Consider the following 23,065-nt stretch of genomic DNA (forward strand, 5'->3'; position numbering starts at 1 on the left):
CGACACCACCAGCCGATGAGCCAGCGCATGGCTCCAACCCAACCCCAGCCCACAATCGACCTCCACCGCGCTAGTGCGATACAGCCGTGTCCACTCAAACGGCAAAATCCCGTCCAGCGCGCCGTCGGTGAGGGTGAGCAATTCCTCGCCGGTGACCATCGACACCGGGCAGCCGTGAGTGACTGTTTTATCCGCAGGCGCCGCCGCATCGCCCTTCGGATTCGACGCCACAGTTGGCACATCATCGACAGGCTCCTGACGGACCAACGTCGTGCGCTGGGTCTTGTCGCGCACCATCGGCACCGGGTTCGAAACCAGCGTATCGCCCGCCTTCAACGGCACAGCCGGCACCGTCTTAATCGGCGTCGCCGCACTGCTCAGCAACACCGGCTTGGCGGCCTCCACATGGGTTTCCAGCCGAGGCCCCACTACTTGCTTGGCCAGCAATTCCAACAACACCCGCGCCCGCCCGGACTTGACCTGACTGAGCACACGAGCCCCCAATCGCACCACCACGCCCATCGCACCCAAGACGCGAATCAGCAGCAGATTGATCAGCACCTCACCGGTGATTTCACCCCACAGTTCCGCCATCTCCGGTGGCGGGAGCATGCGCATCCAACTGACCAGCGCCGACAGGTAGACAAACAGCAGCGGCTCATCACTGAGCACCAACAAGCCTTGGGCTATCGCATCACTGCCCAGTGTCAGCAGTTCATCGAGCTCGGTTTGAGAAAGGTATTGCAGCAGTTTTTCGCTGTTGGGCTTGAGGTCCGCCAGCAGCGCAGACAGCTCGCCAATGTTGTCCCACAGGCTGTAAAGCGCTTTGCCTAACCCACTGGCAAAAGCCGCTTCCAGCAAGCGGCGCCGCTCAAGCGGGCGGGCGTCTGCATAATTTTTCCACTGGGCCTGGAAGGTGTCGGTCCACTCTTTGCGCAGCCGGGCTTCCAACGCTGCGATCACTGACTGATAGGACGCATACAGTGCTTTGAGGTGATCCTGGGAAACGTTGGGGTAGAAACTCACCCGGTATTGCTGGTTGCGATCACACTCGGTGACTTCGAGGATGCCACTCGGGCCGATGGTCTTATGGAGGGGCTCGCCCAGCGGGCCGCCGTTTGGATCAACGCGTTGCACGATCACCGGGGTGTTGCCGATGGGTACGAACCTCGTGCTCTGGAACATATGCACCAGGGTCAAGGTACCCGTGGCCTGGCAGGTGGCGACGGTGCTGCTGGGAAACAGGGAGCGATTGACCGGGGCAACCAGCGCGACGTCTTCCCCGACCTTGAACACCTGTTCGACGTCCAGCGCGGAGAAGCTCCAAAAGCTTTTGGCCCACTCGTCAAAGGTGTTCAAGCAATCGCGAAAGTCACGGAAGACGCCCTCAACGTCGACCGTTTCCACGTTCATTGGCGTCAGCGCCAGCCTGCCAATGGCCGGGTTCAAGTGGCGGCCCCGTCAACCGCACGCGTCACGAAAAAAACCATCTGCATTCCCTCGCACTGTTTGATCAGGCGAGGGACTTTGCAGAGGTTTGCCGGGGTGAGGAGTAGAGCTTATCCGGCAGTGGTGTGGGATGTTTCAGTTACTGCCAGGCACTGGGTTCGGCATGCCGACGAACCCCGGTTAGACTTACCTGTCGATATCAGCACTGCCCGGCCTGTCGTTAACCAAGGAAGCCTCATGTATTCAACCCGTCTGCTGTTCTGCCTTATTCCGTTGTGGGTACTGGCCGGTTGCTCCACCTCCCGTGGCCCCCAGCAGCCCGAGCGCAGTGAAGCCGAGGTCAAGGCGCAGATCGTGCGCCTGCTGCCGGCCAAGGTGTCGGACCGCAACGGTTGGGCCCAGGACATCTACACCGCCTTCGACACCCAGAAAATCTACCCAAGCAGCGAAAACATCTGTGCGGTATTGGCGGTGACCGAGCAGGAGTCCACCTATCAGGTCGACCCGCCGGTGCCGGGCATGGGCAAGATCGCCCAGGATGAAATCCTGCGCCGCGCCGCCAAGGTGCATGTGCCGGCATTCGTGGTGCGCAGCACCTTGCAACTGCGCTCGCCCACCGGCAAAACCTACGCCGATCGTTTGAATGCCGCCCGTACGGAAAGGGATTTGAGCGGCATCTTCGACGACTTCATCAGCATGGTGCCCCTGGGCAACACCCTGTTTGGCGGGTTCAACCCGGTACACACTGCAGGCCCCATGCAGGTCAGTATCGACTTTGCGCAGAAACAGGCGCGGGGTTATCCCTACACGGTGGACGGTACGATTCGCCGCGAAGTGTTTACCCGTCGCGGCGGCATGTACTTCGGCATCGCCCACTTGCTCGGCTACCCGGTGAGCTACGACCAGCCGCTGTACCGCTTTGCCGATTTCAACGCCGGTTGGTACGCCAGCCGCAATGCCGCGTTCCAGGCTGCAGTCAGTCGTGTTTCAGGCAAAGAGCTGGCGCTGGATGGGGATTTGATCCGCTATGGCTCATTGCTGCCCGGCACCACCGAGCTGGCGGTGCGTTCACTGGGGGCGAAATTAGATATGCGCAACCCGAGCATCCGCAGCCAACTGGAGCAGGGCGAGCAGTTGGATTTCGAGGACACCACCTTGTACAAGCGCGTTTTCAGCCTGGCCGACCAGGCGGCCGGCAAGCCGCTGCCTCGGGCGATCCTGCCGGGTATTGTGCTCAAGAGCCCGAAGATCACCCGCAACCTGACCACGGCCTGGTTTGCCAAGCGCGTGGATGAGCGTTACCAGCGCTGCATGAAGCGCTGATCAACCGCGACGCTTGACGAACCGGCGCCACAAGCCCACCCACAACCACACCACCGGGAACGCCAGGATCACGAAGGGCAGCACATAGCTGGCACGTTCCAGGGCGTCTGCGGTGCCGTTCACCAGGTTGTCTCCCAGGTTGCTGAACATCCGGGTGAACCTTGACACCTGGTTGGCGCCGTCGGAGGAGCGGAAGTTCAAGGTCACGCGGTTGGTGTCGAGGCGGCGTTGCTGGCCGGCGGCAACCTGAGCCAGTTCCTGCAGCTCGTTTTCAATGCCGGCTTGCTCTTTGCTCAGGACGATCAGATCGCTGACGGTGATGTCCTTGCGCTTGGCCAGTTCATCGAGGCGTTGCTGCTGAGCTTGCAGGCGGTCCTGGCGGCGGCGTACATCCGCCACGGCATCGGCCAGGTCTTCGGCAGTGGTGATGCGCTGGCCGAGCTTACCGCCTTCGGCCGCCAGGGCGACCATCGGCTCCACACCCGTGGGCGCGATCCGCAGGATGATCTGGCCACCTTGGCCGTCTTCGGTAATGCCAAGGATATTGCAGGCACCAAAGCGCGCCGTTTCACACGCCTCACGAGTGGCCTGCATACGCGGCGCAAGCAGGCCGCCGGGCAGGGCCAGGGTCAATTCATGCTCATAGGCCAGTTGCGCCCCGGCCTTGCCCTGTTCGCCATTGATGACCGTGGCGCGAGAGTGGTCCTTGGGGGAACAACCGGCCAAGGCCAGGCCAGCAAGCAAGATCAACAGCGGCGCGCGTAGCGGGTGGGAGTTGCCGTCCAGGTGGCGCATGGCGTTTCCTTGAAATGTGCAGGAGAAATTGGCCGAGATTAAAGCGGGTCTGGCCCATTAACGCAAAGCATTGCCCGGGATTTGCCCGGCTGATGGTGGTGGCTGCCGGGTCGAGGCTGGCGTACACCTCAAGCCTCACACCAGGGAAGCATCCGCCATGAACGCTCAGACCGTCCCCCAAGGCTTTGTCCCATTGCCGCGCAGCAGCCCGTTGCTGGAACTGCTCGGCCCGGCGTATTGCCGTGGCGAAGGTTTGCAATTGGAAGTCGGCCTGCGCGCCGATCATCGCCACGCCAATGGGCGAGGTACGGTGCACGGCGGGGTGCTGGCGACGCTGGCCGATATCGGCATGGGGTACGCCATGGCGTTTTCCAGTGAGCCGCCGTTGCCGTTGATTACCGCCAGCATGACCGTGGATTACCTGGGCGCCGTGCAGGTAGGGGAGTGGATGGTGGTGCGTCTGGAAAGCCATAAGCGCGGACGGCAGATGGCGTTCGCCACGCTGAGTTTGCAAGTGGAGGAGCGCGTGGTGCTGCGGGCGAGCGCGGTGTTTGCGGTGCCGCAAGCTGACAGGCAGTGAGATCAAATGTGGGAGCTGGCTTGCCTGCGATAGGGGTGTGTCAGTTAGCAATGATCTGACTGATAGACCGCTATCGCAGGCAAGCCAGCTCCCACATTTTTATCGAGTTCATTCAGGGGATATCGATAAAAGAAAAGGCCTGGCTTTTCGTGGAGCCGGGCCTTTTCTGTGTTGCTCTTATTGGCATGGGGGCCGCTACGCAGCCCAACGGGAGCAAGCTCCCTCGCCACAACCGCGATCCGGTTCAGTTGCGTTCGAGCGCCAGGGCCACGCCTTGGCCGCCGCCGATGCACAGCGTTGCCAAGCCTTTCTTGGCATCGCGCTTGATCATTTCGTGCAGCAGGGTCACCAGTACGCGGCAGCCTGAAGCACCGATCGGGTGGCCGATGGCGATGGCGCCGCCGTTGACGTTGACCTTCTGCGCGTCCCATTCCAGCTCTTTGCCCACCGCCAGGGATTGCGCGGCGAAGGCTTCGTTGGCTTCGATCAGGTCTAGATCAGCCAACTGCCAGCCGGCCTTGTCCAGGCAGCGGCGGGTGGCCGAGACCGGGCCGATGCCCATTATGGCCGGGTCGACGCCCGCGTTGGCGTAGCTGGCGATACGCGCCAGTACGGGCAGGCCGAGAGCCTTGGCTTTGTCGGCGCTCATCAGCAGCACGGCCGCAGCGCCGTCGTTCAGGCTGGAGGCGTTGCCGGCGGTGACGCTGCCGTCTTTCTTGAACGCAGGCTTGAGCTTGGCCAGGGATTCGGCGGTGGTGCCAGCGCGGGGTTGTTCGTCCACCGCGAAGGCCACCGGGTCGCCTTTGCGCTGGGGAATCAGGATTGGCGTGATCTCATCGGCAAAGCGTCCGGCTTCGATAGCGGCCGCGGCTTTTTGCTGGGAGGCGGCGGCAAAGGCGTCCTGGGCTTCGCGGCTGATGCCGTACTTGTCCACCAGGTTCTCGGCGGTGATGCCCATGTGGTAATCGTTGAACGCATCCCACAGGCCGTCGGTGATCATGCTGTCGATCATCTTCGCGTGGCCCATGCGCAACCCAGTGCGTGCGGCAGGTAATACGTACGGGGCCAGGCTCATGTTCTCCATGCCACCGGCAATGATCACCTCGGCGTCGCCGCAACGAATGGCCTGTGCGCCCAGGTGCAAAGCCTTGAGGCCCGAACCGCAGACCTTGTTCAGGGTCAGGCTCGGCACCGCGTGGGGCAGGCCGGCGAGGATCGAAGCCTGGCGCGCCGGGTTCTGGCCGCTGCCTGCAGTGAGCACCTGGCCGAGGATCACTTCATCCACTTGCGCCGGGTCCAGGCCGGTCTGCTGCAGCAGGCGACGGATTACGGCGGCGCCCAGTTCCGGGGCCGGAATGTTCGCCAGCGAACCTTGGAAGCTGCCCACGGCGGTGCGGGTGGCAGCAACAATCACGACGTCTTGCATGGAATCTGTCCTCACTGGAAGTGCATTTCTGGAACGTGGTCCGGGACGATCAGTTTACCGGCGGTCTTGCTCACAATCTCTTCAACGCTGACGCCAGGTGCGCGTTCCTTGAGGACAAAAGCGCCATTTTCGATTTCCAGGTACGCCAGGTCCGTGAGCACACGCTTGATGCAGTTGGCACCGGTCAGCGGCAGGCTGCATTGGCTGAGCAACTTGGACTCACCGTCTTTGGATGCGTGAGTCATGATCACAATGATGTTTTCTGCGCCGGCCACCAGGTCCATGGCACCGCCCATGCCCTTGACCAGTTTGCCGGGGATCATCCACGAAGCGATGTTGCCCTGTACGTCCACTTCGAATGCGCCCAGTACGGTGAGGTCGACATGCCCACCGCGAATCATCGCGAACGACTCGGCGGAGGAGAAGATCGAGGCGCCGATGCGTGCGGTGACGGTCTGCTTGCCGGCGTTGATCATGTCGGCGTCGATGGTTTCTTCGGTCGGGAACGGGCCCATGCCAAGCAGGCCGTTTTCCGATTGCAGCATCACTTCCATGCCGTCGGGGATGTAGTTGGCCACCAGGGTCGGAATGCCGATACCGAGGTTGACGTAGTAACCGTCCTGCATCTCGCGGGCAACGCGTTGAGCCATTTGTTCGCGGGTAAGCGCCATGATTGTTTCCTCTTATTGTTCTGGACGGGGATTATTTGCGGACGGTGCGCTGTTCAATGCGCTTTTCGAAGGTGCCGCAGATGATCCGGTCGACGTAGATGCCAGGGGTGTGGATCTGCGCCGGGTCCAGCTCGCCCGGTTCGACGATTTCCTCGACTTCGACCACGGTGATCTTGCCGGCGGTGGCGGCCAGCGGGTTGAAGTTCTGGGCGGTGTGACGGTAGATAACGTTACCGAAGTGGTCGGCTTTCCAGCCTTTGACGATGGCAAAGTCGCCGGTGATGGACTCTTCCATCAGATACGGGCGGCCCTTGAATTCGCGGGTTTCCTTGCCTTCGGCAACGGGGGTGCCGACGCCAGTGGCGGTAAAGAAGGCCGGAATGCCGGCACCGCCTGCGCGCATTTTTTCTGCCAGGGTGCCTTGAGGGGTAAGCACCACCTCAATCTCGCCGCTGAGCAGTTGTTTCTCGAAGAGGGCGTTTTCACCCACGTAGGAAGCGATCACTTTGCTGATCTGCTTCTGTTCCAGCAGCACACCCAGGCCGAAGCCATCGACGCCACAGTTGTTGGAGACCACCGTCAGGTCGCGGGTACCTTTGCGCTTGATTTCGGCAATGAGGTTTTCCGGAATGCCACACAGGCCAAAACCACCGGAGAGCACGGTCATGCCGTCTTCCAGGCCTGCCAGCGCTTCTTCATAGGACGACACGCGTTTATCGAAACCTGCCATATGCACCTCTTTTATTGTTTGTGGTCCAGCCAGTGAGTTGAGTGTTGCGCCAGCGTATTGATTTGTTAAGTTGTTTTTTAAGGTTGATTGATTTAAAAAACAGCATAGTCCAATCGTGGTCCGGAGCTGCGTCATGACCGTTAAACAGATGCGTGCCTTTCTCGCTGTTGCTCAGAGTCTGAGTTTTGCCGCTGCCTGCGAGCGTTTGCACCTCTCCCAGTCGGCGTTGAGCTTGACCATCAAGGGCCTCGAAGAAGGCTTGGGCGGGCGCCTGTTCAGCCGTAATACCCGTAACGTCGCGCTGACCCCTGAAGGTGAGTCGCTGTTACCCCTGGCCCGCCGGTTGATTGCCGACTGGGACAACGCTGAGGACGAACTGCGCCAGCGTTTTACCTTGCAACGGGGGCGTGTCACGGTGGCAGCGATGCCATCGTTTGCTGGCAACCTGCTGCCCCCCATCCTGAAGATATTCCGCGCCCGTTACCCTCAGGTGAACGTGACGGTGCATGACCTGATCAATGAGCAAGTGCTGGAGATGGTGCGCGACCGTCAAGTGGAGCTGGGGGTGGCCTTCGAGCCGTCTGAGGGCTCGTCATTGGCGTTCACGCCGTTGTATCTGGATCGCTTTGTCGCCGTGGTCCCAGGCGATTCAGCCTTGGCACAGTGTGCTGAAATCGACTGGGAAGCCTTGTTGGAACAGCCGTTCATCACCCTGCAACGGCCTTCCACTGTGCGGGTGATGCTGGAAGAACACCTCGGTGTCTTGCAGATGAAATTGCCCGTTGCCTTGGAAAGCCATCAATTGGCGACGGTGGGCAAAATGGTTGCCAGCGGTTTGGGGGTTAGCGCGGTGCCAGCGTTATGCGCCAGGCAGATGGAGGAGGCGGGAGCCCATTGCATTACCTTGACTGGCCCGGTGATCGAGCGGCCGATTGGGGTGCTGACCAAGCCGGGGCATGAACTGTCGGCGGCGGCGCAGGTGTTGTTTGATATCTTTCGGGATGAGGCGAGGAAGGGCAGGTTTCCAACTTTCTAAACCAGTAAATACACCTGTGGGAGCTGGCAAGCCAACTCCCACATTGATTGAGTACTACTTAGTAGTAACGGTCGATCACTTTAACTTGCGAGCTGTCTTTGAAAGACGCCCAGGCATTGTTAAGTGTGTCGAACACTTGCTCGATAAAGTTGCGATCAGCGGCGGCCTTCTTGCCGACATAACCCTGGCCACGGCGGTACATCTTCAGGCGCGCCGCCAGCTCACGGTTGTTACGGTCAAACTCGGCTTCTTCGGTATGGGGCGCCAGGCAGTCAATTTGCACTTCGCCGGATTTGCCAATCCACAGGATATGGTCGTCGAGTGTGTCTTTCTGCGCTGCGAACATCTCAGCCAATTCATCGATAGTGGGTTGGTTGTTCAGATTCATGTGTAAGCCCCTTGACCAGTTGGCGATCTATCAGTTGATTCGTTAATACCAGTAAGTTGTCTCCGGTCACTAAAACCGGGCGTCAGCGACGGGCTGCCGAATACGGGCAGGGTCTTGAAGCTGATGCATGTAGTCTTGCTGATGGACTGCTACGCAATGCTCTGATCACGAAGACAAGCCGCGTTTGAGCGCCTTGTACCTGTCCCTTCCGGGGCCGGTCAGCTTCATCAATCTGCCTTGTGGGCAGTGCACATCCGGAAAAACAGCTCGGCGGTCAGACGAGCCTGTTCAAAACGCTTGTTACCAACGCTCTCGATCCGAGAGACGTCTAGATCATGCAAGGACAAAAAGGTTACGTCAACGGTTATGTAGTGATTATTTTTGCTCACTACATAAATTGCCGCGGGGACGGGGGAATGCGCGAAAACGTGACTTGGGCGTCATTTTCTGTGCGGTGGGTCGCAGGGTTTTGGTGGCGAGTTTACGCAGATCCCCTGTGGGAGCTGGCTTGCCTGCGATGGCGATGTGTCAGTGAGTACATGTTCGCCTGACACACTGCTATCGCAGGCAAGCCAGCTCCCACATGTTGATGCGTCGCTATCTCAATCTCTCGGACAGTAAGGGTAATAGCCGCTCGCACGAGGCCTGGATCTTCACCTGCAACAGCTCATCACCCCGAGTCTTGCCCAGGTTGATGGCGATCACCGGCTTACCCTGATCGACCATCGCCTTGCACAGGCGAAACGCCGAATAGGCCATCAGCGATGACCCCACCACCAACAGTCCTTCGGCATGCTCTACCGCCGTCATTGCCTTGAGCGCCGTCGCTGGTGCGACGTTCTCGCCAAAGAACACCACATCCGGTTTCAGCCGTTCGCCATTGCAATGTGGGCAGCGGGGTACCTGGAAGCGCTGTTCAAAGGCCGGATCGAGCAAGGTGTCGCCATCCGGCGCTTGCACCGCATGAACCTGTGCCATGTGCGGGTTATCGACCTCCATCTGCCGCTGGATCACGTCGCGCTCGCTACGCAATTGGCAATCCAGGCACAGCACCCGATGCAAGCTGCCATGCAGCTCGATCACACCCTGGCTGCCGGCCTGGTCATGCAGGGTGTCGACGTTCTGCGTAATCAGCCCGCTGATGTGGCCACGGTGCTGCAGCGTCGCGAGCGCCAGGTGGGCCTTGTTCGGCTGGGCAATGCGCACCCGTGGCCACCCCAGCATCGCCCGCGCCCAGTAGCGGCGCCGCGCCTCGGGAGTGGCGAGGAATTCCTGGTACATCATCGGTGGCTTGCCCCGGCGTACACCTTCCCCGTCCCGGTAATCCGGGATACCTGAAGATGTACTGATCCCTGCGCCGGTCAGCACCAGGAAACGCCGGCCGGTCATGGCCCGGTGCAGGGTGTCGAGGTGATCTTCCTGATGGTCCAGCGTGTCGAGCATGGGTTCCCCCTATTCGCCGCGGATGTATTGTTCCAGTTGCTGGATCAAGGCCGCTTGTTCGGCAATCGCTTCCTTGACCAGGTCACCGATGGACAGCAGGCCCAGCAGTTTGCCGTCTTCGACCACCGGCAGGTGGCGCAGGTGACTGTCGGTCATGATGTTCATGCATGCCTCGACACTCTTGTGAGTATCCACCGTGATCACCGGCGAGCTCATCACCTCATGGACCTTGGTGGTGACCGACGAGAGGCCCTTGAGCATGATTTTGCGCGCGTAATCCCGTTCACTGATGATGCCGACCACCACGTCATCCTTGACCACTGGCAAGGCACCGTCGTTTTTCTCGGACATCCGCACCAGCGCTTCAAACACGGTGTGGTCCCATTTGATCGTGTGGACGTCCTGGTTTTTCTGATCCTTGGCTTTCAGCAGTTGTGCAACGGTCTTCATGGCGGCCACTCCGGTGTTGTTGTTGGTAGTCCAGATCCCCTACAGAATCCTAGACCGAACTCGCCGGAGCAAGGGCCAATGCGGCGTTAAACCTGTCGAAAAACGTCATGTGCCGGTTTTTTTCGGTATCTATCCCGCATTTACCGGCTTTTTCCCGCGTTTGGGGCTGGCGCCGGCCTTGCGCGGGGCGGCCTTGCGTTTCTTTTTCCAGGGCGTTGCACCTCGTCCAGCCGGGCTGGCGGGGCCAGTGATAGTCATGCGCATGCCGTTACAGCGTGCCACCTGCTTGCTCATCCACGCCGCTTGCTTGGCGACGAATTCCTCCAGGCTCATTTCGCCGCTTTGCACCATGTCCAGCGCCTGTTCCCAGATGGCGGTGGTGCCGGGGTCGGCGATGGCGCGGGGCACTGCGTCAATCAGGCTGAACGCGGCCGGGGTTGCCGACAGGGCCTTGCCGTTTTTCACCAGATAACCGCGGTCCAGCAAGCCCTGGATGATCCCGGCGCGGGTGGCCTCGGTGCCGATGCCAGTGGTGTCCTTGAGTTTTTGCTTAAGCAACGGGTCCTCCACCAGCTTGGCGACGTTTTTCATGGCCTTGATCAGGTCGCCTTCAGTAAAGGGCTTGGGCGGCTGGGTCCACAGGTCCTTGAGGTTGACCTTGGCCACGGCGTAGTCGTGGCCCTGCACCAGCGTCGGCAACGCTTGGGGCGCAGGGGCTTCGCGACCTTTGGCGGGTGCCAGCGCTTCGGGCAAGGCGCGTTTCCAGCCCGGTTCAATAATGACTTTGCCCACCGCGCGCAACGCTTGGCCGGCACAGTCGAAATCGGCCTGGGTGCGGTCGTATTCATGGTTGGGCAGGAACTGCGCCAGGTAGCGCGCACGAATCAGCGTATAGACCGCACGGTGCTTGCCGGTCAGTTGGCTGACCTCCTTACCGGCTCCGGTGGGGATGATGCCGTGGTGGGCGCTGACTTTCGCGTCGTTCCAGGCCCGCGAACGGCGCCGAGGGTCGATGTGCGACATCAGCTCGTTGACCGCCGTGTCCGCACGGCCCAGCGCCGCAAGAATCTTCGGCGCTTCACTGTGCTGGCTCAACGGCAGGTAGCCGCAATCGCTGCGCGGGTAGGTGATGGCCTTGTGGGTTTCGTACAGGGATTGAGCGATGTCCAGGGTTTCCTGGGCGCCCAGGCCGAGCTTCTTCGAACAGATCTCCTGCAAGGTGCCGAGGTCGAAGGGCAGGGGCGCCACTTCGCGCATGCGCTCGGTACGCAGTTTCACCAGCCGCGCCGTGGCGGCGTTGAGCATGGCGTCGGCGGCGTCCCGCGCCAGTTGCGGGTTGAGGCAACGGCCCTGGTCGTCACAGGCATCGTCAGGGGCGCGCCATTGGGCGGTGAAGGTCATGTGCTCGTGACGCAGGTCGACATCAATGGCCCAATAGGCCACCGGCACGAAGTCGGCAATGCTGCGATCACGGTCCACCACCAGGCGCAGGGTCGGGGTTTGCACGCGGCCTACCGGCAGCACGCCCTGGTAACCGGATTGGCGCCCCAGCAGGGTAAACAGGCGACTCATGTTCATGCCGATCAGCCAGTCGGCACGCGAGCGCCCCAGGGCCGAATGATACAGGCTGAAGGTTTCTGCACCGGGTTTGAGCGCCGCCAGGGCCTTGCGAATGGAGGCGTCGTCGAGCGCCGACAACCACAGCCGCTGGATCGGCCCGCGGTAGCGGCAGTGTTCTACCAGTTCACGGGCGATCATCTCGCCTTCACGGTCGGCGTCGGTGGCGATCACCAGTTCCTGGGCTTCGCCCAGCAAGCGCTTGACGGCCTTGTATTGGCTGGCGGTCTTGGGCTTGACCAGCATCTTCCATTTTTCCGGGACGATCGGCAGGTCGGCCAGCACCCAGCGTTTGTATTTGGCGTCGTAGGCGTCGGGCGGGGCGGTTTCCAGCAGGTGGCCGATGCACCAGGTGACCGTGACTCCATTACCCAGCCAGCACCCATCGCCCCGGCGGCTGGCGCCAAGCACAGCCGCGATATCCTTGGCCTGGGAGGGTTTTTCACAGAGGTACAGCCGCATGGTCATCACATCAGATCGGGTTGATGCCTTGCAGGATGCTTATTTGAAGGGGTTTGAGCAACCATTATCTGTATGGATGTACAGCAATTTGTGTGGGTGCCATACGTCGCTGTAGGAGCGAGCTTGCTCGCGAAGGTCGTTAACGATGACGCGGGGCGCCTGGTGCCCCGCGTTGCTCTCAGGTTCTTCGCGAGCGAGCTCCTACAAGGGAGAGGTATCAGTTTTTTTCGATATCCACATGCCGGGTTTCCTTGAGGCAGAACAACCCGACGATCAGGCTCACGCCCGTCACCACCACCGGGTACCACAACCCATAGAAGATATCGCCGGTGTACACCACCAGGGCAAACGACACAGTGGGCAGGAACCCGCCAAACCAGCCGTTACCGATGTGGTAGGGCAGGGACATCGAGGTGTAGCGGATGCGCGTCGGAAACAGCTCCACCATCAGCGCCGCCAAGGGCCCGTAGCACATGGCGGCGATGAAGATCAGCACCACGATCAGCACCACCACCATCACCTTGTTGACCTGGGCCACATCCGCCGATGACGGGTAACCGGCCAGGGCCACGGCGCCACGCAGGGCCGCTTCATCAAAACCGTCGATACGCACATCGCCGACGCTCACTTGCACCGGGCTGCCCGCAGGGGCGGCGGCGCTGCTGTAGGGCAGCCCCTGTTTGACCAGGAAGGTCTTGACCTTGTCGCAGGGGCTGTCAAAACGTGCCTTGCCCACCGGGTCGAACTGGAAGGTGCAGGTGGCCGGGTCGGCCAGTACGGTGATCGGCGCCTGTTGGCTGGCCTGGTCCATTGCGGGGTTGGTGTAGTGCGCCAGGCCCTTGAAGATCGGGAAGTACAGCGCGGTCGCCAACAGCAGGCCGAGCATCAGCACCGGCTTGCGCCCGACCTTGTCCGATAGCCAGCCAAACAGGATAAAGAACGGTGCGCCGATCACCACGCTGATGATCAACAGCATATTGGCCAGGGCTGGGTCCATGCGCAGGAACTGGGTGAGGAAGAACAGCACATAAAACTGCGCTGCGTAGAAGGTCACCGCCTGCCCGCCGTTGATGCTGAACAGCGCGATCAGCACCACCTTGAGGTTTTCCCACTTGCCGAAGGACTCGCGAATCGGCGCCTTGCAGGCCTTGCCTTCCTCTTTCATCTTCAAGAAGGCGGGCGATTCGTGCAGGCTCATGCGGATCCAGGTCGAGATGCCCAGCAGCACGATGGAAAACAGGAACGGAATGCGCCAGCCCCACACTTCGAACTGATCGCCGGTGAAGTAACGGCAGGCCAGCACCACCAGCAGCGACAGCAGCAAGCCGAGGGTGGCGGTGGACTGAATCCAGCTGGTGTGCAGGCCGCGCTTGCCCGGTGGCGCATGCTCGGCCACGTAGGTAGCGGCGCCGCCGTACTCACCGCCCAGCGCCAGGCCCTGCAGCATGCGCAGCACAATGAGGATGATCGGTGCGGCAATGCCGATGCTGGCGTAGGTCGGCAGCAACCCGACGCAGAAGGTTGCCACGCCCATCAGGATGATGGTCACGAGGAAGGTGTACTTGCGCCCGATCATATCGCCCAGCCGGCCGAACACCAGCGCACCGAATGGCCGCACCACAAAGCCTGCGGCGAAAGCCATCAAGGCAAAGATAAACGCCGTGGTGTCGTTGACCCCGGCAAAAAACTGCTTGCTGATCACCGCCGCCAGGGCGCCGTAGAGGAAAAAGTCATACCACTCGAACACCGTCCCCAAAGAGGAGGCGAAGATGACCTTTCTTGATTCGTTGGCGGTACTTGCACTGGCCGCCGAGCCCAGGGGTTGAGCATGTTCTGACATCGGGTGTCCCTCACAGTGATTATTTATTGTTTTTCCACTGTCGGCGCCAACCTCGGCGCCGGTGTTTTTCAACTTCATATAGCGTTAATGGTTACGCGGGGTGCCCTGTGGTGCGCGGTGCTGGTGGGTTTTTCGCGAGCAAGCTCGCTCCTGCAGTGTTGGGTGACAGAATCAGCTGTGCGGCCTTCTCCGCGATCATCAGCGTGGGTGAGCAGGTATTGCCGGAGGTGATGCGCGGCATGATCGACGCATCGGCAATGCGCAGGCCGGGAATGCCGTGTACGCGCAGCTGGCTGTCGACCACGGCGTCTTTGTCATCGCCCATGCGGCAGGTGCCCACCGGATGGAAAATCGTGGTGCCGATCCGTGCAGCGGCCTCGTGCAGTTGTTCTTCAGTTTGCAGGGCTTCGCCGGGCAGGTATTCCACCGGTTTGAACTGGCTCAGGGCCGGAGCGGCGACGATGCGCCGGGTCAGGCGAATAGCGTCGGCCGCTACACGCAAGTCTTCGGGGTGGCTGAGGTAATTAGGCTGTATCAGCGGCGCATCCGCCGGGTTGGTCGAACGGATATCCACCCGGCCGCGACTTTGCGGGCGCAGGTCGCAGACCGACGCGGTAAATGCCGGGAAGCCGTGCAACGGTTCGCCAAAGCGTTCCAGGGACAGTGGCTGCACATGGTATTGCAGGTTGGCCGAGGTCTGCTCCGGGCCGGAGCGGGCAAACGCGCCAAGCTGGCTGGGCGCCATCGACAGCGGGCCGCTGCGGTCGTACAGGTAGCGCAGGCCCATGCCCATCTTGCCCCACAAGGTACCGGCGATCTGGTTCAGGGTGCGGGCATTTTCCAGCTTGTAGATCAGGCGCAGTTGCAGGTGATCTTGCAGGTTGCCACCAACCCCTGGCAGCTCGTGCACCACGTTGATACCCAGCGGCTTGAGCACATGGGAAGGGCCGATCCCTGAGCGTTGCAGAATCCCCGGTGAACCCACGGAACCGGCGCACAGCACAATCTCCTTGCGCGCCTTCCAGCTCATCGACTGGCCGTGTTGACGCCCCAGTACCTGGCAAGCACGCCCGTTCTCCAGTAGCACACGCTCAACCTCTACCTCAGTCAGCACGGTGAGGTTAGGGCGCTGGCGGATCGGCTTGAGAAACGCCTTGGCCGCATTCCAGCGCACACCGGCTTTCTGGTTGACCTGGAAGTAACCGCAGCCCTCGTTGTCGCCCTGGTTGAAGTCATTGATATTGGCGATGCCGCTTTGAGCCGCCGCCTCACGAAACGCATCGAGGATCGGCCACGACAGGCGCTGTTGCTCGACGCGCCACTCGCCGCCCTCGCTGTGGAATTCAGAGCCGCCGGCAAAATGGTTTTCGCTCTGTTTGAACAGCGGCAGTACGTCTTTCCAAGCCCAGCCCGCGTTGCCCGCCGCCGCCCAGCCATCGTAGTCCTGGGCCTGGCCGCGCATGTAGATCATGCCGTTGATGGACGAGCAGCCGCCCAGCACTTTGCCCCGAGGGTAACTCAAGGCGCGTCCCTGCAGGCCGGCTTGGGGTTGGGTCTTGAAGCACCAATCGGTGCGTGGGTTGCCGATGCAGAACAGGTAGCCGACGGGGATATGGATCCAGGGGTAGTTGTCGCGGCCACCGGCTTCCAGCAGCAGGACACGGTGAGCCGGGTTGGCGGACAGACGATTGGCCAGCAGGCATCCGGCAGGGCCGGCGCCGACGACGATGTAATCGTATTCAGCAGTTGCATTGGGCATCTGGGGTCTCGCTTGTTTTTCTTATTGGGCCCATCCTAGTTGTTAGTTTTCGTCTTAAAAATGTTAGTTTTTACCCACCCGCTGTGCGTTTTTAAACAACGCCGGCTGGCCCAGGCTCTGGAGGCGATATGTTCGACTGGAATGACCTGCGGTTTTTTCTCGAGTTGCAGCGCAGTGGCCGCCTGCTCACCGCCGCCCAACGCCTGAAAACCACGCATGCCACCGTGGCGCGGCACATCGACGCCATCGAGAAAAGCCTCGGCACGGCGCTGTTTGTGCAGCACGCCCAGGGCTATGAACTGACGCCCGCCGGCGAAGCGCTGCTCAAGCATGCCGAGGCTATGGAAAATGTGGCACTGCTGGCTGAAGATGAACTCACCCATTCTGCTGCGCCCCTGGGCAAGATCCGCCTCGGCGTAGCCGAAGGCCTGGGCGTGATGTTTCTGGCCGCACGCATGGGCGGGCTATTTGAACGCTACCCAGGGTTGGAGGTGGAGCTGGTCGCGGTGCCGCGCTTTGTCAGCATCCTCAACCGCGAGGCGGAGATCAGCATTCACTTGGAACGCCCCAGCGCCGACCAACTGGTGACGCGCAAACTCACCGATTATCGCCTGGCGCTGTACGCCAGCCGTGCCTATCTGGCGCGTAACCCGCCCATCGAAAAACGTGAAGACCTCGCTGCCCATGCCTGGATCGATTATGTCGACGACTTGCTGTTCAGCCAGGAACTGAAGTTCCTCAACAGCTTCTGCCGTAGCCCCAAGGTGGTGTTCCACAGCACCAGCGTGATCGCCCAGCACCAGGCGGCGCGTTCGGGGTTGGGCATTGCGGTGTTGCCGTGTTTCATGGCAGCTGGCGATGAGGCGTTGGTGCCGTTGTTGCCGGCAGAGGGCATTCAGCGCAGCTATTGGATCAGCTCGCGCCGGGAGCTGCACAAGTCGGTGCGGTTGCGGGTGTTGTGGGATTATGTAGTGGGGTTGTGCGCGCGGGAGCAGGGCTTGTTGCTCGGTGAATCCCGCTGACGCACACGGATTAAACGGTGGGAGCTGGCTTGCCTGCGATGGCGGCGTGTCAGCTTGCACATGAGTGGCTGATACACCGCCATCGCAGGCAAGCCAGCTCCCACATTTGGATCGGGGTGTGTCAGGGGCAGTCTAGAACTTTACTACCTGATGCACCTGCTCGGCACAGGCCCGAGCCTCTTCAATCATCTTTCCGAACGCATCGCTGGTGACTTCGGCATGGGTCAGCCAGCGCTTTTTCTGGCTCAGGCGATAGTGGTAGCGCAGCGAGCCGTTCTCCAGTTTGCCGTCCAGGTCAAGGTCGTACCAGGGCGAGCGCACCTTGCAGCCGGGGATGGCTTTTTCCATCTTCCCGCCAGCCAGGGTGTAGGTGTAGTCGTAGGTCTCTGGGTTGCCCAGGTAGAGGTCAGCCTGTTGCCCCTGGCGGCGATAGTTGATGTAGCCCTCCCAGCGGTCTTTCAAGGACGGGTCGGTGTAGACATAGTCATTGGCCAGTTTTTCCAGGGCGCGCTGATCGTTCATGCGGGCGGTGACGCTGTAGCCGTCATGTACCACAAAGCGGGTGGGTTCGCGGGTGATCTGGCAGTCGCTAATATCGTTGCCGAAGTTGGCGCAGATGTTCTGGTCGGTGGCGGTGGTGCCTTGCTGGCGGTCTGCGACGCTCAGTTGCATCAGCGGCAGGCGGCTGAAGGTAATAGTCGCCTTGACCGCGCCATCTCCCTCTTTGCCGTACTGCACCTGTTTGTCCAGGCGTATCGAGACTTCGGGGCGCTCCAGTGGGATGTGTTCTTCGCGCACCTGGCCCTGCGCATCGTTGACCAATACCCAGCGGTCCTGAATGTCGGGCATGGTTTGGCCAGGGGCGAAGACCGGGTTGGTCGGGTCAAGCCACCACACCTGTCCATTCACTTCGGCACGCACGATGGCATGGTTCGGCGCCTGGGTGCCGGGGATCAGCAAGGCATCGACCACGTCGCCACGGCTGACCCACGCGGTCTCAGCCTTGATGCCGCTGGCCTTGAGCATGGCCGTCAGCAGGGTCGCCAGGTCCTTGCAATCGCCGTAGCCGTGCTGCTCGATTTCCGCCAGGCTGAACGGCACATAGCCGCGCTCGGTCGCCCGCCAGTCACCCAGGTAGCGGTAGTGATCATTGATGTGCTGCATCAGCGCGGCCACTTGCTCAGCCGGCGCCAGGCTGCGTGCGGCGGCCACCGCGGTGGCGGCTTGCGCCGGCAGGGTGGCGCCGAGGATCTGGTTGTAACGCTGGGCGAAATCACCGAAGTACGCCTGGCGGTCCACGGCGCTGCCCACTTCAAGGCGTGGGACGCGCAGCAGTGCGGCGGCGGAGGATTCATTGATGTAGTTGAGGTAGGTCGGGGCTTTTTGCACCACGTCCAGGGTCTTGCCGTTGCTCGAAGGCGTTACCTTGAAACCGTCGAACAATTCACTTCGCCACTGGATCGGCCGTTCGGCGGTAAAGCGCGCCTTGAAGCGATCGCGGCGGGCTGAGCTGGGCCCGAATTTGAGCACATAGTGGAACTGAGTCATCAGCGGTTTGGCCGGGTAATGCTGGCGTACCGTGTAGCGGATCTGCGTGCCCACGCGCAGGTTGGGGAAGGCCAGGGAGGTTTGCTTGTCGCGGCTGAAGCCTTGGTCCGGGTTGGGTGCGCTGCGGGTATCGATTTGCGTGGCAGCCAGGGCGACCGGCTTGGCGCCAGGCTGAGTGGACTGTGCACTGACCACTTCAAAGGTGTCGGCTTCGGAGTAGTCGAAGTCGATGCGCGAGAGCATTTCGCGGCCGTTGGCCTTGAGAATTGTGTAGTGGTAGGTGGTGGTGCAGTCAGTGCTGGCGTCGCGGTTGAAGTGGCAGTGCAGCTCGGTGTCACTGGCCAGCGGGGCTTCGGCTATGGGTTGCAGGGCCGCGCTGACGGAATGGGAAACCAGCCCCAGACTGATGACAATCAAAGGGCGGTGAAACGGAAAACGGTACATGGGCGCCTCGGGTGACACATTGAAACAGCTACCCGGCGGGTAGCGAGAAGGCGCCGGATGATAATGGATCTCAACGGCAAAGGCCAGGATTGTTCGACAATTTATCGGGCTGAAAGGCCCGTGCTAGAGCCTTTCTTTGATTTGGATCAAGGTTTTTATGCCGCGAGCGCGTCACGCGCTTAGAGGAACCAGCGATATTCCCGCGCCTGGATCTCCTGCTGGAAAGCCAGGTGGTCCTGGCGTTTGTTCTCGCAATACACCTCGACAAATTCCGCGCCCAGCTTGTCGCGCAGTACTGGTTGTTGCTGCATGGCACGCACGGCGTCGAGCATTTCCACCGGGAAATCGGCGCCGCTGTTGCGGTCCTCGTTCAGTGGCGCGATGGGTTCGCGCTTGGCCTCAAGCCCATGCTCCAGGCCCACCAGGATCGCCGCCAGCACCAGGTAAGGGTTGGCATCGGCGCTGGCCAGGCGGTGCTCGATCCGCAGGTTGCGCGGGTCGGACTCGGGGATGCGCACACAGGCATCGCGGTCTTCAAAGCCCCAGCTCGCCCGCGTCGCAGCGTTAACCGTGCCGCCCAGGCGGCGGAAGGCATTGTGGTTGGGCGAGAAAATCGGCATGCAGTGGGGCAGTAATTCCAGGCAACCGGCTACGGCGTGGCGCAATGGCCGCTGCTGATGGGCCGCTAGCAAGTTATTGCCCGCTGCGTCGTAAAGGCTGACATGCACGTGCATGCCGCTGCCGGGAAATTGCAGGTAGGGTTTGGCCATGAAGCTGGCGCGGTAACCATGCTTGAGCGCGACGCCACGGGTGCTACGGCAGAACAGGGCGGCCCAGTCGGCGGCGCGCAGGCCGTCATCGCAGTGGCCGAAGTTGATCTCGAACTGGCCGGGGCCGATCTCGGCGGTGATCACCGTGATGTCGATGCCTTGGTCCTTGGCGGTTTGCGCCATGTCGTCGAGCACGTCGCTGAAACGCGACAGCCGTTCGATATGCAGGTTGGGCTGGTCGTCGGCATCCCCACTGAGCGGGTCGCGGGCAAATTGCGGCAGGCCGTTTTCCAGCTGTTTATCGAACAAGTAGAACTCCAGCTCAAACGCCACCACGGGATGAATGCCCTGATGCTGCAAGCGTTCCAGCACCTTGGCCAGGACTTCGCGGGGTTCGAACTCGATGGGCGCTTCGGTGCCGTCCGAGGTGATGAGCATTTGCCCCAATGGCTGCGACTCCCAGTTCACCGGTTTGAGCGTGCCGGGCACCAATCGGCGATTGGCGTCCGGGTCGCCATCGTTGAAGCAGTAGTCGCCAATCTTGAACAGCCCACCCTGGGCCCCCAGTAGCACCGCATTCTGCGGCAGCTTCAGCGGGCTGCCGGCGGCGATTTTTTCAAGCATCTCCACTGGGTAGCGCTTGCCGTAGAAATGCCCGGGAATGTCCAGGGCGATCAGGTCGACATAGCGCACGTCGGGGTGGTTCTGGCGAAAGCTCCGTACTTCGGCCAGCAACGTGGAGGAATGGCTTTTCACGGGTGCAGCTCCTAGTTGTAAACCCACAAGACGCGGGCGGGCAGGTCGGTCAGGTTGGCGTAGCGGCAGTGGGCGAAACTGGCGAGGTGGAAGCTGTCGCCGGGGCCGAGGGTGACTGGCTCGGCTTCGTCATCCACCCACAGGGTCAACTCGCCTTCGAGCACAAATCCGGCCTGTTCGGCACGGTCGCTCATGCTCTGTTCGCCGCTGTTGGCACCGGGGGCCAACAGGCTGTCAAGCATCGAGAACGCACCGTTCATGCTCGGCGACACCAGGATGTCGGTGATGCCGTTGGCGTAATACACCGTGCGCCGCTCGTTGGGGCGGGTCACCCAATCCACCGCCTTGGGTTTGGGCAGGCTGTAGAAATACGTGGTGGGCACATCGAGGGCGTGGCTGATGGCGGTTAAATCGGCCACGGTCGGGCGCGACAGGCCACGTTCGACCTGGGACAGAAATCCCACCGATCGTTCGATTTTTTGCGCAAGTTGGGCCAGGGTGAGCTTCTTGTGCTTGCGCAGGTCGTGGATCAGCGCCGCGAGGGTGGCGAGTTCTTCTTGTGGGGTCATGAAATTTATATCGAATAATTTCATGAAAAATTACATGATAAATTTCACGAAGGCAATCTCTGGCCACAGGGAAACCCGGCTGAATGATTGCGCGCCGCCGCGGTCGGAACCTGGGTACGCACCATTAATTGAAGGAGCACCCATGAAGTCGAAAACCTTAGCCGCTTGCCTGCTGGTCGCTGCCAGCTTTTCCTCCGTCAGCGCTGTCGTGCAGGCCGGCGATACCCCTCAGGAAACCGTGCAACCTTCAAACATCAACGCCCGTGACTTGAAAGAGGGTGATCGCGCCCCGGACATCTTGATGCGCGAGGAGTCAGCGATTAAAGACTGGAAAAAACGCGGGCTCAAACAGCCCGAAGAAGAAAGCCAATGGGCGCGTGTAGGTGACAAGTACGTCCTGCTCAAGACCACCAACGGCACCATCCTCGAGATTACGCCAGTCAAGAAATAATTCCGCCGGGGCACCTGCTCGCTTCATGTTTCTTGCGTTAAGGTAACCGACCGCAATGGTCGCGTTACCTTTGAAGAACGAGAGCAGGATGCTTGCCACCATCAGAAACTACCCCCGCACTGTGAACCTGTTGCTGTGCGCCACGTTGCTGCTGACGCTGGCCAAGGCCATCACCTTTCCTTATCTCGTGATCTACCTCACCAGCCATTTCGCCTTGGACATTACCCAGGTCGGCCTGGTAATCGGCAGTTCGCTGATCGTCGGTTCACTACTCAGTGTCTACGGCGGTTTCCTGGTCGACCGCATCAACAGCTATCGCCTGTTGCTCGGCTTGAGCCTGGTGTTTGTGCTGGGGTTTATCGGTACGGTGCTGGCGCAGAATATCTGGGCGTTCTATGGCTGCCTGATCCTGATCAACCTGGCCTACGCCGTCATTGATATTGCGGTGAAAGCCGGCTTCGCCAGCCTGCTGCCCGAAGACGCGCGCAGCGAAGTGTTTTCCATCAAGTACACCCTCACCAATATCGGCTATGCCGTAGGGCCGTTCTTTGGCGCGATGGTGGCCAAGCTGGATATCAGCTTGCCGTTTGTTCTGTCGGCGCTGTTGGGGCTGGGGTTTTTTCTGCTGTATGGGCGCTGGGGTGACCGTAACTTGGCCACGGTGGACGCCACGCAAAAGCCGCTGCCGTTCCTTGCCGTCGCCCGCGTTTTGCTGCAGGACCGTCGCCTGGTGTGCTTCACCCTCGGCGGTTTACTCAGCGCGGTGGTGTTCGGCCAGTTCACGGCCTACCTGTCGCAATACCTGGTGACCACCACGACCGCCGAATACACCTACACGGTGATCAGCGCGGTGCTGACCACCAACGCCGTGCTAGTGATTGCCTTGCAGTACCTGATTGGCCGGCGCATCTCGCACCGTTACCTGAGCCAGTGGCTGAGCGCTGGCTTGAGCATGTTCATGCTGGGGTTGATCGGCTTCGGGCTGTCCACCAGCGTGGTGGGCTGGGTGCTGGCGATGGCGGTGTTCACCGTCGGGGAGATCATCGTGTTCCCGGCCGAGTACATGTTTATCGACCGAATTGCCCCGGACCACCTGCGGGGCATGTATTACGGGGCGCAAAACCTGTCCAACCTTGGTGCCGCGCTGGGGCCGGTGCTGTGTGGGCTGGTGTTGGCCAGCCTGCCGGCCCATTACATGTTCTACATGCTGGGGGCGTTTATCGTCGCAGGTGGGGTGTTTTATTTCATGGGAGCGGCGATAAAGGCAAATCATCCAGCGTGAGCTTGCCGACGTTGTTGCTTTGCAGTTCGTAGCGCAATTCATCCACCATTTTCGCTACTTCCTGCGGGGTCTGCAGGCGGTTGGTGCTGATGCCAGTGACCACCAGGTCGACGCGGCCGGTCTCGGCATCATAGACCTTGAGGGTCAAGGACGCGTCCCGGCACAGGGTGAATTCGCACGTCAGCGGTGACAGGCCTTCTTCGATGCAGTTGCGCAGCTGAGAGAGGGTAAACATGCGGGTTCCTTCTAGGCAT

Annotated in this window: 21 protein-coding genes; 6 read left to right on the forward strand and 15 right to left on the reverse strand. The window is 61.0% G+C overall.

Going from position 1 to position 23,065, the window contains the following annotated elements:
• On the reverse strand, positions 1-1,413 hold a 1,413-nt coding region (locus BOP96_RS17865; protein ID WP_238346852.1), incomplete at its 3' end, for a DUF6531 domain-containing protein.
• A 273-nt stretch (positions 1,414-1,686) separates the two neighbouring features.
• Here BOP96_RS17865 and BOP96_RS17870 point away from each other — a divergent pair.
• Positions 1,687-2,772 (forward strand): DUF1615 domain-containing protein, encoded by a 1,086-nt coding sequence (locus tag BOP96_RS17870; RefSeq protein ID WP_073453504.1) that lies wholly within the window; start codon positions 1,687-1,689, stop codon positions 2,770-2,772.
• On the opposite strand, the gene BOP96_RS17875 is transcribed toward BOP96_RS17870, so the two are convergent.
• Entirely contained in the window at positions 2,773-3,567 is a 795-nt protein-coding gene (locus BOP96_RS17875; protein WP_014717968.1) for a DUF4349 domain-containing protein, read from the reverse strand.
• Between the two features lie 157 nt (positions 3,568-3,724).
• On the opposite strand from BOP96_RS17875, the gene BOP96_RS17880 reads away from it, so the two are divergent.
• Entirely contained in the window at positions 3,725-4,147 is a 423-nt protein-coding gene (locus BOP96_RS17880) for a PaaI family thioesterase (protein WP_014717969.1), read from the forward strand.
• A 244-nt stretch (positions 4,148-4,391) separates the two neighbouring features.
• On the opposite strand, the gene BOP96_RS17885 is transcribed toward BOP96_RS17880, so the two are convergent.
• The 3 genes from BOP96_RS17885 to BOP96_RS17895 are packed head-to-tail and all read right to left on the reverse strand — an operon-like array spanning position 4,392 to position 6,974.
• The gene (locus tag BOP96_RS17885; RefSeq protein WP_019821410.1) at positions 4,392-5,573 is read right to left on the reverse strand and encodes an acetyl-CoA C-acetyltransferase; all 1,182 of its coding nucleotides are present in this window, start codon (positions 5,571-5,573) and stop codon (positions 4,392-4,394) included.
• A gap of 11 nt (positions 5,574-5,584) precedes the next feature.
• Complete coding sequence (locus BOP96_RS17890) at positions 5,585-6,244, reverse strand: CoA transferase subunit B (RefSeq protein ID WP_005786928.1); 660 nt, start codon at positions 6,242-6,244, stop codon at positions 5,585-5,587.
• Positions 6,245-6,275: 31 nt separating this feature from the next.
• Positions 6,276-6,974, reverse strand: a complete 699-nt coding sequence (locus BOP96_RS17895; RefSeq protein ID WP_073453506.1) for a CoA transferase subunit A — start codon at positions 6,972-6,974, stop codon at positions 6,276-6,278.
• 133 nt (positions 6,975-7,107) lie between these two features.
• On the opposite strand from BOP96_RS17895, the gene BOP96_RS17900 reads away from it, so the two are divergent.
• Entirely contained in the window at positions 7,108-8,010 is a 903-nt protein-coding gene (locus tag BOP96_RS17900) for a LysR family transcriptional regulator (protein ID WP_073453508.1), read from the forward strand.
• Between the two features lie 58 nt (positions 8,011-8,068).
• Here the strand turns inward: BOP96_RS17900 and BOP96_RS17905 are convergent, their stop codons facing one another.
• The 6 genes from BOP96_RS17905 to BOP96_RS17930 all read right to left on the reverse strand — a co-directional run bounded on the left by BOP96_RS17905 (position 8,069) and on the right by BOP96_RS17930 (position 15,969).
• The gene (locus BOP96_RS17905; protein WP_003190335.1) at positions 8,069-8,398 is read right to left on the reverse strand and encodes a hypothetical protein; all 330 of its coding nucleotides are present in this window, start codon (positions 8,396-8,398) and stop codon (positions 8,069-8,071) included.
• Between the two features lie 597 nt (positions 8,399-8,995).
• Entirely contained in the window at positions 8,996-9,841 is an 846-nt protein-coding gene (locus tag BOP96_RS17910; RefSeq protein WP_020303181.1) for an NAD-dependent protein deacetylase, read from the reverse strand.
• 9 nt (positions 9,842-9,850) lie between these two features.
• Positions 9,851-10,291 carry a CBS domain-containing protein gene (locus tag BOP96_RS17915; RefSeq protein ID WP_073453510.1) on the reverse strand — a complete coding sequence of 147 codons (441 nt, stop codon included), beginning with the start codon at positions 10,289-10,291 and terminating at the stop codon, positions 9,851-9,853.
• A 129-nt stretch (positions 10,292-10,420) separates the two neighbouring features.
• Positions 10,421-12,370: a DNA topoisomerase III gene (locus BOP96_RS17920; RefSeq protein ID WP_032905030.1), complete on the reverse strand. Its 1,950-nt coding sequence runs from the start codon at positions 12,368-12,370 to the stop codon at positions 10,421-10,423.
• Between the two features lie 217 nt (positions 12,371-12,587).
• Positions 12,588-14,210, reverse strand: a complete 1,623-nt coding sequence (locus tag BOP96_RS17925; protein WP_020303184.1) for an MFS transporter — start codon at positions 14,208-14,210, stop codon at positions 12,588-12,590.
• A 91-nt stretch (positions 14,211-14,301) separates the two neighbouring features.
• A complete protein-coding gene (locus tag BOP96_RS17930; RefSeq protein WP_014717976.1) occupies positions 14,302-15,969 on the reverse strand; it encodes a GMC family oxidoreductase in 1,668 nt (555 codons plus the stop codon).
• Between the two features lie 128 nt (positions 15,970-16,097).
• Between BOP96_RS17930 and BOP96_RS17935 the strand changes: the two genes are divergently transcribed.
• Positions 16,098-16,991: a LysR family transcriptional regulator gene (locus BOP96_RS17935; protein WP_014717977.1), complete on the forward strand. Its 894-nt coding sequence runs from the start codon at positions 16,098-16,100 to the stop codon at positions 16,989-16,991.
• A 132-nt stretch (positions 16,992-17,123) separates the two neighbouring features.
• On the opposite strand, the gene BOP96_RS17940 is transcribed toward BOP96_RS17935, so the two are convergent.
• The 3 genes from BOP96_RS17940 to BOP96_RS17950 all read right to left on the reverse strand — a co-directional run bounded on the left by BOP96_RS17940 (position 17,124) and on the right by BOP96_RS17950 (position 21,078).
• Positions 17,124-18,983, reverse strand: a complete 1,860-nt coding sequence (locus BOP96_RS17940; protein ID WP_073453512.1) for a DUF3857 domain-containing transglutaminase family protein — start codon at positions 18,981-18,983, stop codon at positions 17,124-17,126.
• 179 nt (positions 18,984-19,162) lie between these two features.
• The gene (locus BOP96_RS17945) at positions 19,163-20,509 is read right to left on the reverse strand and encodes a glutamine synthetase family protein (protein ID WP_058410174.1); all 1,347 of its coding nucleotides are present in this window, start codon (positions 20,507-20,509) and stop codon (positions 19,163-19,165) included.
• Between the two features lie 11 nt (positions 20,510-20,520).
• Positions 20,521-21,078, reverse strand: a complete 558-nt coding sequence (locus BOP96_RS17950) for a helix-turn-helix domain-containing protein (protein WP_044483173.1) — start codon at positions 21,076-21,078, stop codon at positions 20,521-20,523.
• Between the two features lie 142 nt (positions 21,079-21,220).
• On the opposite strand from BOP96_RS17950, the gene BOP96_RS17955 reads away from it, so the two are divergent.
• Entirely contained in the window at positions 21,221-21,529 is a 309-nt protein-coding gene (locus BOP96_RS17955; RefSeq protein WP_014717981.1) for an RcnB family protein, read from the forward strand.
• An 88-nt stretch (positions 21,530-21,617) separates the two neighbouring features.
• Positions 21,618-22,811, forward strand: coding sequence for an MFS transporter (locus tag BOP96_RS17960; RefSeq protein WP_019821426.1), 1,194 nt, complete (start codon positions 21,618-21,620; stop codon positions 22,809-22,811).
• On the opposite strand, the gene BOP96_RS17965 is transcribed toward BOP96_RS17960, so the two are convergent.
• Positions 22,774-23,046: a DUF1652 domain-containing protein gene (locus tag BOP96_RS17965; protein ID WP_003190355.1), complete on the reverse strand. Its 273-nt coding sequence runs from the start codon at positions 23,044-23,046 to the stop codon at positions 22,774-22,776. The genes BOP96_RS17960 and BOP96_RS17965 overlap by 38 nt on opposite strands.
• Positions 23,047-23,065 lie beyond the last annotated feature (19 nt).

It is taken from the genome of Pseudomonas sp. FSL W5-0203 (assembly GCF_001896155.1).
GTDB classification, from domain to species: Bacteria; Pseudomonadota; Gammaproteobacteria; order Pseudomonadales; family Pseudomonadaceae; genus Aquipseudomonas; species Aquipseudomonas paracarnis.